The sequence below is a fragment of the Polyangium mundeleinium genome (assembly GCF_028369105.1).
GTDB lineage: Bacteria > Myxococcota_A > Polyangia > Polyangiales > Polyangiaceae > Polyangium > Polyangium mundeleinium.
This window is the reverse complement of the sequence record NZ_JAQNDO010000001.1, coordinates 1366648-1381082: the sequence shown is the minus strand read 5'-3', so window position 1 is coordinate 1381082 and position 14435 is coordinate 1366648. Positions and strand designations below refer to the sequence as shown.

Sequence of the window (14435 nt, the reverse complement as noted above, 5' to 3'; positions counted from 1 at the left end):
GGGCGCTGGTTTGAGCGACGGAGGCCGGGCATGCCACGTCGGCAAGTCACGTCTCCCTTGCTCGTCGAGATCGGCGCGCGCATCCGGGAGATCCGCCTCGAGCAAGGGATGTCGCTGGACCAGCTCGCCAAGAGGAGCGGCGTCGCGAAGGGCAACCCTTCGAGCACCGAGAACGGGCGGGTTAACATCACGGTCGAGACGTGCCTGAGGATTGCGGCAGCGCTGGGGGGTCAGTGCGGCGGAGCTGTTGCCGGAGCCGGAGGAGAAGCGGGGAGCCGGCACGGAGAGGCCACGGCGACCCGCGACCGGGCGACCCGCGACCGGTAGACAACCGGGAAGGCCCGAGACGACGATGACGTCGACCCGCCGACGTCTTTTCGCGGCGCTGCGAAACGCGCGCCGGGGTCAGGGCGGCCGCTCGTCGGTGCCATGCGCGTGAAGCCAGATGCGGCCCACGAGGAGCGCGGGTGCCGGAAAGAAGTCGTTCGCCTGAACATCACGGGCGCTGAGCGCGAGGAGCTCTTGCGGCGACAGACGTGGACGATGCCCCAGGCAATGCCGTCGGCGGCCGGGATGCGGGAGTTCGTCTCTGTCCCGAGCGGTGATTGGTCATCATCTGGTTGTTCGCTTGCGCTCATGAAGAAGATCCGGCTTGAGTAGCGCCTGCAATGGCTGAAGTTCGATCTCCAGCATGTGACGGGCGAGCGATTCGTTCGCTCTCGGTTGATCTACCCGTCGAGCCGTACGAATGTTGCCCGCCACGGTAGCCCGCGCCTGGTTATCGCCAATTTCGACGTTCTCGCAGAAGGACCGCGGAACGCCTCCGGGCATCGAAAGCATACCGATAGAAACCAGCACTCTTCTTCGCGCATATCGCGCTTCGGCGATACGTTTGATCCATGCCTCATTCGATTCCCGGACAGCCTCCTCGTCGTCCGTTTGCGATGTCCTCCTTGTCCATCTTGAGCCAATCGTGCCCCTCCTCGTCCAGCTCATCCCATGCGTTGCGGAACTCAATCTCATTCCTGCTCGACGGCGAGGAATGGCGCCATGGCAACGAGCAAGCGAACCGGAGCCGGGCTGTCGTCCCGACGCGCCCTGGGATCGTGCCTGGCAGGGCGGCGCGCGCTGCATCGCCACTCATCGCACACCTCCGAATCGTCCGCCGGCAGGATCGTGCATGCCGTCGTCCGAAAAGATCCCTTGTAGGGTGGAGGCCGCCGTGATAGGGTTTCGAGCCGTGCGTGAGAACGCGCCTGTCGTCGCTGTAATCGCCCTGCCGGCGTCGGCCGCCGCTGCCATTGCGTGGCGCACCGCAGGGCAGCTCCACCTCACCGTCATCGCCAAGGCCACGTTCGCCTTCGTGCCCGACGCCGACATGCAGCGCGCCGATCCGCAGCCGATCCTGCGGGCCGAGGTCCATCACGGCAACAACCCGAGCCGCAGCGTCCGTTTCACCACGGATGTGGCGCCGTATCTGGGCCGCGCCGATGTGCTCTTCACGGGCCACGCCTATGCGCCCCCGGAGCGCGCCGCGCAGCCTTTGCCATTGCGCCTCGCGGTCTTCGACGGCCCAAGGCCCCTGCTCGACAAGCGGCTCGTGGCCCATGAAAAGGCGGGCTTTCAGCGCATGCCCGTCGTCTACGAGCGCGCGTGGAGCGGCGCGCTGGGGGAGGAAAATCCGCTCGGGATCGAGCAGGGCGCCGGCGAGGCAGGCATCACCGATCCGGGCGCACCGCTTCGCCCTGCCGGCTTCGGCCCGATCGCGCGTGCCTGGCCTGTGCGCAAGCGGCTCCTGGGAGCCACGCCGCGCAAGGCGCTGGAGAGCGCGATCGCGGAGATCCCCGATGGCTTCGACTGGTCGTATTTCCAGGCGGCGCCCCCGGATCAGCGCACGATGTTCCTGCGCGGCGATGAGTGGATCGTGCTCGAAGGGCTCTCGCCCGCACGGCCGCGCGTCGCCACGCGCTTGCCGGGGGCGCGCGGCTTCGTGAAGATTTTTGGTCTCTCCCAGTTCGGCGTGCCCGAGGGACATCTGCTCGATCTCGTGGCGGACACACTCCGCATCGACGGTGACGAGCAGCGATGCACGCTCGTGTGCCGGCGCAGCTTCCCCGTCGCGGGCGAGGCGGCGCTCGCGGCCGCGCGCATCGTCGCAGGCATCGAGGTCGCGGGGGAGGCGCTCGTGTGGCCCGATCCGCGATGGATGGAGCTGGCCGCGGCTCCGGCGTCACTCGTGACATCGCCCAGCGTCGATGGTGGCGACGCCGTGACGGTGGTCATCGGCAAGGGCGCGGAGACCGTGGTGCTAGCGGGCGACGAAGGAGCGTCGTCGGCGACGCGGCCGATCCTGCCATTTTCGCGTGCTTCGAGTCACGATGCGCCCGCTGCGCAGACCGGCGCCGCGGCCTCGACGCTCGTGCTGCCGCCCGATGACGGCGTCGTCACGGCGTCACCGCTCCCCTTCGCGGATCCGGGCACGCAGGGCGCGCCGCGCGCAGGGCCCGCTGCGCCGATCGCGGGCGCTCCCTGGTCCGGTCGGAGCGCGCCGCGCATCGTGGCGCCCGCATTCGACGCCGGTACGATGATGCTCGCCCCGGAGCCCGAAGAGGTCGCTCCGATTGTCCCGCCCGAGCCGGCGCCTCTCGCCGCTCCCGCACCTCCGGCCACGCCAACGCCTCCGGCCGTGATGGCACCCATCGTTTTGCCCGGGGCAGAGCCCCCTGCTGCACCGGCGCCTCCCGCGGCCACTGCACGAGCGACCACACCTTCACCGCACGACCGGATCGACCTCGAGCGCTGTGCCGCGATCGCGGCGGAGCTCGCCGAGCGTGCTGCGTCGCGCACCGAGATCCTCGCCGGGCACGGGCTCACGGAAGAGATCTGGCGCGCCGCGGAGCAACGCTGGAACGACGCTGTGGATCAGGAAGTCAAGCGCGGGGCGAAGGCGCTGCGCGATCGCTTCGACGCGGCGTACGTCGCTGCGTGGGAGGCCATCCGTGGCCCGTTCGACGTAAAAATTTACGCAACACTCGTCGTCGCCGACGAGCGCGGCAGCCTTTCCGCGGCGCTCGATGCTCGCCGGATCCGGCGCACCGTGTGGACACGCGTGAAACGGCGGTGGGAAAAGCGGATGGTCGATCCGGTGCTCGCCGCGCAGGTCAAAGAAGAGATCGCCCGGGTCCGGTCCGAGTGAAACGGCGTCTCGAAGGTCTCGCTCCGGCTGCTCGACTTCATCATCACCTCTTTTTCCTCGGGAGCCGGATCGCTATACTCCGCGCCCGAAGCGCCGGGCCCTCGGCGCCGCGATGAGAAAGGTACATCCATGCGCGACCTCATCACCTTTTCGTCGAGCGGACTTCCCCGCCCTTCGCGTGTCGTCGGCTTCCGTGGCATCGAAGCCGTGTCGCGTCCCTATCGATTCGAGGTCTACCTGCAATTTCACAGCGACGACGGCGACATCGATTTCGCCGAAGCCGTGGGCGACCCGGCCAGCCTGGTGATCGATCGCGAGAGCGACGACATCCCGCCCTTCGTGCTCGCCGGCGTGCTCGGCGACGTCGATCTGGTGCACGAGTATGGGGGCCGGGCCTTGGTGCGCGTAGTCCTCGTGCCCCGCTTCGGACGCCTCGCTCTCTCGCGGCACAGCCGGATCTTCACCAAGAAGAGCGCGCCCGACGCCATCCGGGCGGTCCTCGACGACAACGGCCTCGCCGGCAGCTACGAATTCCGCCTCACCCAGAGCTACGAGGTGGAGGAGCACATCGGTCAATACCGCGAAAGCGATTTCGATTTCGTCTCCCGCTGGCTGGAGCGCGAGGGTATTTATTATTTCTTCGAGCACAGCGAGGGGGGCGAGAAGGTCGTCTTCTGTGATGACAAGTCCTACCCCGCCGAGGGCATGGGCAAACCGGTCCGCTATTTCCCCCAGACCGGGGAGGATCGCAGCGCCGGCGCCTCGTTCCGCTCCTTCTCCCTGAATCACGGCTCCATGCCCGCCGAGGTCAAGCTCCGCGATTACGATTATTCGCGGCCGAAGTTCGACATGTCGGGGTCTGCGGAGGTCTCGGCCAAGGGGGCCGGGAAGGTCAGCCTCTATGGCGAGCGCTTCTTCTCTCCCGACACCGGGGCCCGCCTGGCCAAGATTCGATCCGAAGAGTTCCTCACCCGGAAATCGATCGCCCGGGCCACGGGCACGCGGATGCACCTCCGCGCTGGCCACACCTTCGATCTCGAGGAGCACCCCCGCGCCCGCTTCAACACCAAGTATCTGGCCATCGAGGTGCACCACCAGGGCAACCAGGCCGCCGGGGATCTGCACCTCAAGGAGCTCATCGGCCTCGAGCACGAGGACACCTATTTCGTCGAGGTGGCGGCCATCCCGGCCAGCACTCAGTTCCGGCCCGAATCCCGGACGCCGTGGCCGCGGATCTACGGTTTCGAGAACGGCGTCGTCGACGGCGGCGGGGAGAGCGAATACGCCCAGATCGACGAGTACGGGCGCTACCTCGTGAAGTTCAACTTCGACGAGAACGACTCCCCGAGTGGCTCCGGATCCACCTACGTGCGGATGATGCAGCCCCACGGCGGGAGCATCGAGGGATTTCATTTTCCCCTCCGCAATGGCACCGAGGTGGTCCTGAGCTTCCTCGGCGGAGATCCCGATCGCCCGGTGATCTCTGGCGTGGTCCCCAACGTGCTCACCCCCAGCCCGGTGACCAGCGGCAACCACACCAAGAACGTCCTCCAGACCGGCGGGCGGAACCGCCTGGAGCTCGAGGATCTGGCGGGCTCGCAGCGGGTCACGCTCTCCACGCCCTATTCCAACAGCTACATCCGCATGGGCTCACCCAACGACGGCCACGAGTTCATCGCCAAGACCGACGACAATGGCCTCATCGGCATCGGCAAGAACCTCGACACCAACGTGGGCCAGAACTGGAACATCACGGTCGCCGAGAACATGGAGGCCAAGGTCGAGGGCGACATCGAGATGACGGCCGTGGGCGACGCCAAGGTCGAGTCGGAGAACAAGATCGAAATCGAGCGCTCCGACAAACTTTCGATCACCGGCGGCGCCACCATGGATATCAAGGGCGGGGTCACGTCCGAGTTCTTTGGCGGTTGGAAGCAGGAGCTGCTCCTCGGGGCCAAGACCGAGCAGCTCATCGGCGTCAAGCAGGCCACGCACTTCGCGCTGGTACACGAGGTCTTCCTGGGGGCGAAGATCGAATTCATCAAAGGCAAGAAGGCGGAGACGCTCAAAGGCCCCAAGACCGAGCTCCACGTCGGCGACAGCAAGTCGACGGTGACCGGCAAGCAGACCTCGCTTCACACCGGCAACGCCAACTCGCGGCACATCGGCAACCTCGACGAGTTCCAGCAGGGCAACGCCAAGTCGGTCCTCCACGGCACTTTGCAGGAGACGCACCGGGGGAACGCCACCACCTCGCACTACGGAAACGCCAAGGATACCCACATCGGCAACCTCACCGAGACCCACCGCGGCAACGTCACCTCGAACAGCACCGGCTTCTTGCGCGAGACGCACAACGGAGCGGTGGTCTCGAAGGTCAAGGGGTCGATTCTCGAAGTCTTCGAAGGCCCCTTTGCCGAGGTGAAGATCAAGGCCCTGGAGCGCCACGAGGCCAACGTGCGGGTGAGCAGGATGAGGACCGATATCCAGAACGAGGTCAACACCCTGTACCGGACCAGCCGCTTCGTGATCCTCTGAGGTCCTTCGAGGTTCTTGCGTCATGCGTGTCGTCAAACCGAGCCGCATCTCCGTCTTGCAGCGCGTCTTTACCGTTCGCGGTAAGCACTATTTGAGCGTCGGCCTGCTCGCGTACTTCCCTCTCGAGGCCCCGGAACTGCCCCTGCCCGAAGTGGCCCTGTGGCAGAAGGCGACGGCGGAGATGGGCAAGGGCGCGAGCGCCCCGCCCATCGTCGACGAGTGCATGCCCAAGCCTCGCGGTGAGGTTCTCCTCTATGGTAGCGCCTTCGCGCCCGGGGGGAGACCGAGCCCTGCCTTTGCCGCGCGCGTCGTGCTTGGCCCCGCGGAAAAGCCCCTCGTGGACAAGACGGTTTACGTGGTCGGCGCCCGTCAGTGGCGTAACGGCGTGCCCACGGATCCGGAGCCGATCCTGGAGATGGCCCTCTCGTGGGAGAATGCCTTCGGCGGACCCGCGTATCCGCAGAACCCTCGAGGAATGGGCCTCTCTCCGGTGGAGGAGAATGGCAGGTCGGTGCATGGTCTCCCCCACCTCGAGGATCCCAGGCACCTGATGACCTCGCCCCGGGATCGGCCCCCGCCGGCCTGCTTCGGCGCGCTCGATCCCGCGCTCGAGGCGCGCATCGCCAAACTGGGCACCTACGGCACGGCCTGGCTGGAGAAAGAGTTCCCCGGCTTTGCCAGCGACATCGACGTCGAGGCCTTTCAGGTGGCGCCCGCGGATCAGCGCCTCGGCGACTACTTCCAGGGAGGCGAGGCGATCGCGCTCGAGAACCTCCACGCCAGGAAGACCCGCCTCGAGAGCCGGGTCCCATTGCTTCGCGCTCGCTGCTTCGTCTCCAGCGCCGAGACGGCCGAGACGGTGAGCGCCGAAGGGGCGTTGCGCGAGGTGCCGACGCGCCTCGAGACCGTGATTCTCCTCCCCAACTTGGAGCGCGGAATTGCCGTCTTTCGCGGGGTCGTCGAGGTCAGCGAGAACGACGCCGGCGACGTGGCGCTGCTCCTCGGCGCCCTGGAAAAGGCGGATACGCCGAAGCCCGTCGAGCATTACCGCGACGCCCTCGCCGCGCGCCTCGACGAGGAAAAGGGCGCCATCAACGCGCTCCGCGATCGAGATCTGTTGCCTCCGCCGGACCCCGGCGCGCCGCTCTTCGAGGAAGAGCTGAGCACCGACATGGACGACCTCCTCGAGGACGAAGAGATCCTCGAGAAGCGCGCCGAGCTCCGGGCCGAGCGCGATCTCGAGCGAGCCCGCGAAGAAATCCGCGCCGCTGGTCTCGATCCCGACGCGACACTCCCCAAAGAGCCCGTCAAGGCCATGCGGCCGCCGTCCTCGCTCGATGATCTGCCGGATTACATTGCACGTGCCGACGCCGAGTCGGCCGCAATGGAGAGGGAGAGCGAAGCGCGAGCCAAGGAGACGGAGGCCAAGGCGCGCCGCGATTGCGCCGCACAGGGGCTCGATTTCGACGCCCTCGTCAAGCGATCAGAGCAGGGGGGTGGCGGCCCGCCCCGGTTCCGCGCCGACGCCGAGCTCACCCAGATGCGCGAGCTCGCCGAGGCAGCGCGCAAAGGCGGCTCGCCGATGCCGGACCTCGAAGCCAAAATCGCGGATCCGAAATTCGTCGCCGAGCTCCGGGAGGTAGAGGCCTCCTCGCTCGAGGCCTATCGCGCCAACGCGCACATGTTCCCCCCTACCGAGGCCCTCTCGGATGCAGAAAAGGCCACGTTGCGCGCCGAGGTCGAGGCGGCGCTCGGCGCGGGCGAGTCGCTCGCCCGGCGCGATCTCACCGGCGCGGATCTCCACGGTCTGCGCTTCGCCGAGGCGGATCTCCGCGAAGCCCTGCTCGAAGGCGCGGATCTCTCGGACTGTGACTTTACCGGGGCGGATCTCTCGGGCGCGGTCCTGACCCGCGCCAACGTGAAGGGCGCGCGCTTCGAGGACACCAAGCTCGTGGAGGCGAACCTCGGCTTCACCGAGGCCTCGGGCGTGCGCTTCGCCGGCGCCAATCTCCACGATGCGGTCCTCTACAAGGCTCGCCTCGATGGCGCGCAGCTCGCCGGGGCCGATCTCACCGGCGCCGGGTTTTTCGAAACCCTGGTGAACGGCGCCGACTTCACCGACGCCGACGCCCGCGAGGTGCAGTTCTTCGAGCTCGATCTCACCGAGGCCCGCTTCACCGGGGCCCAGCTCGGCGGGGCGACCTTCCTGCAATGCAAGGGAGCCCTTGCGAACTTCGACGGCGCCCACCTCGAAGGGACGAGCTTCCTGGACTTCGCCGGAGAGAAAGCCTCCTTCCGCGAAGCGCGGGCCCGCGGCCTGTGCATCATCGCCAGCTCGGCGCTGCCGGGCGCGGATTTCTCGGCGGCCGATCTCGAAGAGGCCAACCTCAGCGGCGTGAACCTGGAAGGCGCCAACTTCGAGAGAGCCCAGGCCGAGGGCGCGGACTTCAGCGAGGCCGTGCTCCGCGGTGCGCGCCTCACGCAGCTCGCGGCCCGGGAGGCGCGCTTCGCCGAGGCCGATCTCAGCGGCGCCGATCTCCGCGAGGCCAACCTCATGGAGGCCATCCTCGACAAGGCCAAGGTACCGGGCGCGATCTTCGAGAAGGCCAACCTCTTCGGCGCCAGCCTCCTTCACACCATCGGCGATGACCGCACCAGCTTCGCCGGGGCCCTGGTGAAGCAGGTGGTGTTCACGAGGCAAGAAGGATGAACGGCGACGAGCTCCTCGCGGCCATCGCCGAGGGCGAGATCATCACCGGAGCCGATCTCGCCGGCCTCGATCTCGCCGGCCTCGATCTCGCGGGCGTGGTCTTCGAGGGCGTGGACTTTCGGCGCGCGAAGCTCGCGGGCGCGAAGATCAGCGAGTCGATCTTCAACGCCTGCGATCTCGGCGGCGCCGATCTCGCCGGGGTCAAGGCCCGCCACACCTCGTTCTACAAGTGCGCCATGCAGGGCACCACGCTCCCGGGCAGCGATCTCGTGGACGCCAAATTCGTCGATTGCGATCTCTCCCGCGCCTCCTTCGAGGGCGCGGATCTGAGCATCGCCACCGTGGTCCAGGGCCGCGCCGCCGAGACCAGCTTTCGCAAAGCCAAGCTCGATCGCTTCGTGCTCGTCGAGACCGAGCTCGAGAAGATCGCCCTCGATGAGGCCGAGCTCGAGCGCTGCTGCCTGATCGGGGCCGACCTCTCCAGCGCCAGCCTGCGCGGGGCCAGGATGCATCTCTCGGTGCTCAGCGGAGCCAAGCTCCGGGGGCAGGATCTCTCCGGGATGCACCTGTCCTTCACCATGCTCGACGAGGCCGATCTCAGCGGCTGCGATCTGCGCAAAGCTGAGCTCGTGCAGACCAACTTCAAGGGCGCCAAGCTCATCGGCGCCAAGCTCGACGGCGCCAACGCCGAGCGGGCGATGTTCGCAGAGGCCCGGCTCGGCGGGGCCTCGGCCAAGGGACTACACGCCCGGCAGGCGGTCTTTCAAAAGGCCAACCTCGAGGCCGCGAATTTCGCCGACGCCTGCCTCTACCAGGCCAATTTCCAGCGCGCCGCGTGCAAGCTCGCGAGCCTCCGCGGCGCCGATCTCACCTACGCCGATTTCTCCCACGCCGGCGTGGAAGAAGCGGATCTGTCGCAGGCCAAGCTCTTCCGCGCCCGCTTTCACCAGACGCGCGACGAAGGAGCGGTGTTCACGAGCCGGGCCGGGATCCTTGGCGATGACGAGGAGCTGCTGGAAGCAGAGCGTTGGTCTCCTTGAGAGGCCTCTTGCGAGATATGGAGACGAGCGATGCGAGACAACTTGGCTAGACAGCGGACCGAGACCCTGGCCACCCAGGAGGTCGGCACGGTGACCGCGATCCTGGGCAAGCGCCTCCAGGTGCGCGTGGGCTCGGGCGAGTACGAGGCCCAGAGGGCGGTGAGCTGCCTGGTCGAGCCCGAGCTCGGGGACCTGGTGCTCCTCGCCCTCCACGACGAGGGCTGCCACGTGCTCGCGGTGCTGGAGCGCAAGGGCGGCGGGGCGACGCGGCTCGTGGCCGAGGGCGATCTGGAAATGAGCGCGCCCGCGGGCAAGGTGACGATCCGCGCCCAGAGCGGCGTGTGCATGGCCACGCCCGGCGAGACCACGCTGGCCGCGGGCAAGGTGCGGGTCCACGCCCGGGAAGGGGTCCTGGCCGTGGAGGCCATGAGCTACCTCGGCGATCGGCTGGTGGCGAAGATCGATCACGTCAAGACCATGGCCCGATCGGTGGAGTCGGTGGCCGATCGCTGGGTGTCGCGCGTGGCGCGGGCCTATCGCTTCATCGCCGAGTCGGAGCAGGTCCGGGCCCGGTATTACGAGGTCTCGGCCAAGGCTGCGGTGAACATCAAATCGCAAACCACCCTGGTGACGAGCGGAGAGTTGACCAAGATCGACGGCGGTCAGGTCCACATCGGTTGAGGAGGATCCCATGTTTGCCAACACCCAGCGCGGGGGCATGGCCTTCGCGATCCCCGACGTATGCCTCACGCCCCCGGGGCCCACGCCGATCCCCTATCCCAACTTCGCCGCCAACCCCATGGCGGTCTCTGCGGTCTACAAGGTCCTGTTCGTGTGCGCGCCGGCGCACAACATGCGCACCAAGGTGCCCATGACCAACGGGGACAACCCGGGCATCAACGGGGGCGTGCTCTCGCGCTCGGTGATGAGCACCTCGCGGCACGTGATGGGAGCCCGCAAGGTGCTCATCAAGGGCGCGCCGGTGACGCGATTGACGAGCCCCACCATGCAGAACCGCACCAACGCCCGGGGCATGACCATCGCTCCGAGCCAGACCAAGGTGCTGATCCTCGCTCCCTGACGACGCAGCGCATGAAAGAGCAGAACCGCCTCCGCCTCGAGCGGCTCACCGCGCGCTACGCGCGGCGCATCGCCGAGGGGCGGACGCCGGACGAGGCCGATTTCCTCCGGAGCTTCGCGGCCCTCCGCGACGATCTGCTCCGGCCGAAGATGGAGGAGTTCGCGGCCGAGCTCCGGCGTGCCGGGCACGAGGCCCGGATCCTCCTCGATCAAGGGCACGACACCCCGAGCATCGAGCTCGCCCTCGGCCTCCGCGGGGCCACGGGGAGCCGAAACGTGGTCGGCTTCTGCGTGATCCGCTGGAAAGGATATCCGCTCCAGATCCTCGCCTATCTGGAGGTCAACCCGCCGCCCTTCGATCTCGAACGCTTCGCCGACGCCGCAGCCATCGGGGCACCGCGGGTGGAGCAGATCCTCATCGACGCCGTCGAGCACATCATCATGTGCAACGCGCCCTGATACCTCAGCGCGGCCGGCGAGCGCAGCGAAACCCCACCCAGCTCGTCGCAGCCGTAGGGTCGTAGGCGATCCGGAAAAACGAGCTCAGGCTCGTCGCGTCGTTGTTCCAGTCGCCGCCGCGCGCCTCGCGGCCCCCGATGACATTCGTCAGGTTGGCGCAATCGTCGCAATTGTCCGGGTACGCGTCGTGGAAGTCGAGGGTCCACTCGCGCATGTTGCCAGCCAGGTCGGATTGTCCCCATTTCCCATCGCCCGCGGGAGACCTGGAGCCGACGTCCGAGATGTCGGCGAGCGTCGCGGTCGGACAGCCCTGATCCACCTCCGAGTAATTCGGGCAATACACCGCATGGTCATCGTCCGGCGCGGCGCTCCCCCACGGGTAATTCGTCTCTTCGCTGCCGCGGGCCGCTGCATAGTTCCACTCGGCCTCGGTCGGCAATCGGCCGCCATCCCAGGCGCAAAAGGCGAACGCGACATACCAGTTGACGCAATTGATGGGCTTGTGTTCACCGTCGCCGGGCACGTCCGTCCAGGTCTGGTAGTATTGACTGCACTTCAAAGAAGCGGTGAGCTCGGCCTGGTCCTGCGGTAACGGCCAGGAATCGTACCACCCGCTGTTCTCTATGTTCGGATGAGCCCCCTCGCCCGCGGCCGGAATATTACCAGGATACTCGCGCAAGAACCTTCGAAACCGCCCGACCGTCACCTCGAAGCGATCCAGCCGAAAGTCGCTCACCGTGGCCGGGTAAGACTTGTTCTGGTCCAGGTCGAGGCGCTCGTACTCCCCCCCCGTGACAAGCGAGTTCGCGCAGCATATCTCGTCGCTCCTGGGCCCGCACGTGGCCGCCAGATCCGTGCAGCTCGCGAGCGAGGAGTTCGGCACGACGTCGGCGATGCAACCGGCCGGCCCCACTGCCAGGGAAAGGGAGCACAGGAGAGACCACTTCGAAGTAGCCATCAGAATCTCCCGGAAATCAATGCTCCGGCTGCGCCGGGAGCGACCCAGGGCGTCACCGCGACGCCCTGCGGCTCGGCCGGTTTCGAGCGAGGCGCTGTCGCGATCCCATAGACGGCGGCGCCAAGCGCCAGGACGCCTGCGCCGCCCAGCCCCAGGGCGAGGCCGAAATCGAGGTTCTTGCGCCCGTTGTCCGCCCGGTAGTCGTAGCCCGAGGCGCAGTACGTGCCATTGTAGCTCGCGTCGCAGTTTTTATGCAGGGCGTCGATCGCGGCCTGATTGTCATAGACGAAATAGACGCTGACGCCCGCGAGCGCGAGCCCGGCGCCGCCGGCGATCCACGCCCAGACGGGGACACCGCCCCTGGGCGTCGTGTCGACCTCGAACGCGATCTCGACCGTGCTCGTCTTGCCTTCTTCGAGTGTCACCTCGACCGTCCGAGGCTTGCGGCCCGGGGCCCGCGCGCTGACCTCGTGTTTGCCCGGATCGACGGGGAGCGCCTCACCCCACGCGGCGCTCGGCAAATCCTTGCCGTCCCGCGAGACTTCGATTCCGGCAGGAGGCGCGGTGACGACGACCCTCAGCCTGGGCAGGCGCGGCTCCAGGTCCTTGATCCCCTGGTTTGCGATGTCGTCGAGCTCCCGCTTGCGCGCAGCTCCCGCCGTCTCGCGATTTAATGTCTGTGCGCGGTGGTAGTCCTCCCACGCGGTGGCGAGCTTGCCGTCATGCTCGTGGCACCTGGCGATGTTGAGCATCGTACCGGCGGATGGATTCAGCTCGAGCGCAGCCTCGAACTTGGGGCAGCCCGCAGCATAGTCACCCTTCTTGACGAGGTCGCGGCCCGCTTTGAACAGCGCCTCCGCGGCCGCTGGATCCGATTTCACGGGCTCGGCGTGCGCCGCGGCCGAACCCGTGACGATCGCCCATGTCACCCATACCACGGCTGGCCGGAAGCGTGCCCCGCGGCGCGCGGCTTCACTGATGGTCGAGCGGATCATGGCCTGTCTTGGTCCCTTTTTTCAGCTGGACCCCGCCCTTGACGGGCCTTCCGGGCGGCGCCTTTGCGCCCCCCCCCGTGGCGCTCGCGGACGCCGTGGCGCTCGCGGACGCCGTGGCGCTCGCGGACGCCGTGGCGCTCGCGGACGCCGCGGCGCTCTCGGCTCCGGCGGGACTGGGCTCGGAAGACGCCGGACGGTTTCCTTCACCTTCCGGATTGGAAACAGGCGCGCTCGGGGCCGAGGCGCGCGACCACGCGAACGCGCCCAGCCCGACGGCGAGGCCGGCAGCAAGAGCGATGCTGACCGCCACCGCGATCGTGCGCGGCTTGCTCGCCGGCGATTGCGCGAGGCTGAGCCCCGAGGGCGAAAGCGTTCCGCCCGCCCCCGAAGCTGATTCCGGCGCGCTGACGGCTGCTGCGCTCGGCTCCGGCGGCGGGCCGAGCGCGTTATTCTGCGACGAGGTGCTCATCGGGATTGGCCCGCTGCCCCTCGCCACCGCCGCGAACGCGTCGGCGAACTCGCCCGCGCTTTGGAATCGCTTGCCTACGTCGCGTGCCAGCGCGCGCTCGAAGAACTGGTCCACGTCGGGGCCGAGAGCGCCGTGGATGCTCGATGGGGCAGGGATCGGGTCCGTGCAGATCTCGACGAGGAGATCGCCGAGCTCTTCGCCGGAGAACGGCAGCCGGCCCGTCACGCAGCGGTAGGCGATCACCCCGAGCGACCACAGATCGCTGCGGGGATCGACATCTTTCCCGCGCCGCACCTGCTCCGGGCTCATGTATTGCGGCGATCCGATCAGCGTGCCCGTCCTGGTGGCGTTTCCAGCGAGCACCGGACCTTTCGCCTTCGCGATCCCGAAGTCGAGGATCTTGACGAGTTCCTCGTCGTCGTGGCGCGACAAGAAGAGGTTCGCGGGCTTCAGATCGCGGTGCACGAGCGCCAGCTCGTGCGCGCGACGAAGGGCCTTGCAGACCTGTTGCACGATGTCCATCGTGGCCGCGAGCGAGAGACGCCCGACGCGGACGAGCCGGCGCTCGAGGTCCTCGCCGTCGAGCAGCTCCATCACGATGTACGGGCAGTCGCCCTCCACGCCGTAGTCGTACACCTGCACGACGTTCGGGCTCTTGATGACCGCGGACGCCTGCGCCTCACGCTCGAAGCGTGCGCGCGCGTCGGCGGAGGCGGCGAGCTCGGGCGCCATGAGCTTGATGGCCACGCCGGTGCGGAGCTGGAGATGCTCCGCGAAAAAGACGGAGCCCATGCCGCCCTTCGCGAGCGGGCGACCGAGCCGGTATCGGCCGGCGATGATGCTGCCTTCTGTAAGCGCGCTCATGCACCTTCCGCCACGGCTCGCCGCCTGGCGGATACCCTAACAATAACCGAAACCGTCTGCTCGTCCTAGCAGCCGTTGATTTCCTGCTGCGCGCCCCGCCGCCGGTCCGACGCTGGATGCGTGGAG

The 14435-nt window shown here is 67.7% G+C and carries 11 protein-coding genes; 8 read left to right on the top strand and 3 right to left on the bottom strand.

Annotation, left to right across the window (positions count from 1 at the left end):
• Positions 1 to 30 precede the first annotated feature (30 nt).
• From POL67_RS05735 to POL67_RS05700, 8 genes are all read left to right on the top strand, one after another.
• Positions 31 to 327: a helix-turn-helix domain-containing protein gene (locus POL67_RS05735; protein ID WP_271916044.1), complete on the top strand. Its 297-nt coding sequence runs from the start codon at positions 31 to 33 to the stop codon at positions 325 to 327.
• Positions 328 to 1222: 895 nt separating this feature from the next.
• Complete coding sequence (locus POL67_RS05730; RefSeq protein WP_271916043.1) at positions 1223 to 3196, top strand: DUF2169 family type VI secretion system accessory protein; 1974 nt, start codon at positions 1223 to 1225, stop codon at positions 3194 to 3196.
• Between the two features lie 129 nt (positions 3197 to 3325).
• Entirely contained in the window at positions 3326 to 5734 is a 2409-nt protein-coding gene (locus POL67_RS05725; RefSeq protein WP_271916042.1) for a type VI secretion system Vgr family protein, read from the top strand.
• Positions 5735 to 5756: 22 nt separating this feature from the next.
• Positions 5757 to 8444, top strand: a complete 2688-nt coding sequence (locus POL67_RS05720; RefSeq protein WP_271916041.1) for a DUF2169 domain-containing protein — start codon at positions 5757 to 5759, stop codon at positions 8442 to 8444.
• Entirely contained in the window at positions 8441 to 9484 is a 1044-nt protein-coding gene (locus POL67_RS05715) for a pentapeptide repeat-containing protein (RefSeq protein ID WP_271916040.1), read from the top strand. Before POL67_RS05720 ends, POL67_RS05715 begins: the two co-directional genes overlap by 4 nt.
• A gap of 30 nt (positions 9485 to 9514) precedes the next feature.
• The gene (locus tag POL67_RS05710; RefSeq protein WP_271916039.1) at positions 9515 to 10165 is read left to right on the top strand and encodes a DUF3540 domain-containing protein; all 651 of its coding nucleotides are present in this window, start codon (positions 9515 to 9517) and stop codon (positions 10163 to 10165) included.
• Positions 10166 to 10175: 10 nt separating this feature from the next.
• Entirely contained in the window at positions 10176 to 10565 is a 390-nt protein-coding gene (locus POL67_RS05705) for a DUF4150 domain-containing protein (protein WP_271916038.1), read from the top strand.
• 11 nt (positions 10566 to 10576) lie between these two features.
• Positions 10577 to 11023 (top strand): hypothetical protein, encoded by a 447-nt coding sequence (locus POL67_RS05700; RefSeq protein ID WP_271916037.1) that lies wholly within the window; start codon positions 10577 to 10579, stop codon positions 11021 to 11023.
• A gap of 4 nt (positions 11024 to 11027) precedes the next feature.
• On the opposite strand, the gene POL67_RS05695 is transcribed toward POL67_RS05700, so the two are convergent.
• Genes POL67_RS05695 through POL67_RS05685 form a run of 3 tightly spaced genes read right to left on the bottom strand, consistent with a single transcriptional unit; the run spans position 11028 to position 14309 of the window.
• Positions 11028 to 11981, bottom strand: coding sequence for a formylglycine-generating enzyme family protein (locus POL67_RS05695; protein ID WP_271916036.1), 954 nt, complete (start codon positions 11979 to 11981; stop codon positions 11028 to 11030).
• Complete coding sequence (locus tag POL67_RS05690; RefSeq protein ID WP_271916035.1) at positions 11981 to 12976, bottom strand: hypothetical protein; 996 nt, start codon at positions 12974 to 12976, stop codon at positions 11981 to 11983. Before POL67_RS05690 ends, POL67_RS05695 begins: the two co-directional genes overlap by 1 nt.
• Positions 12954 to 14309: a serine/threonine protein kinase gene (locus POL67_RS05685; RefSeq protein ID WP_271916034.1), complete on the bottom strand. Its 1356-nt coding sequence runs from the start codon at positions 14307 to 14309 to the stop codon at positions 12954 to 12956. The genes POL67_RS05690 and POL67_RS05685 overlap by 23 nt, the downstream gene beginning before the upstream one ends.
• Positions 14310 to 14435 lie beyond the last annotated feature (126 nt).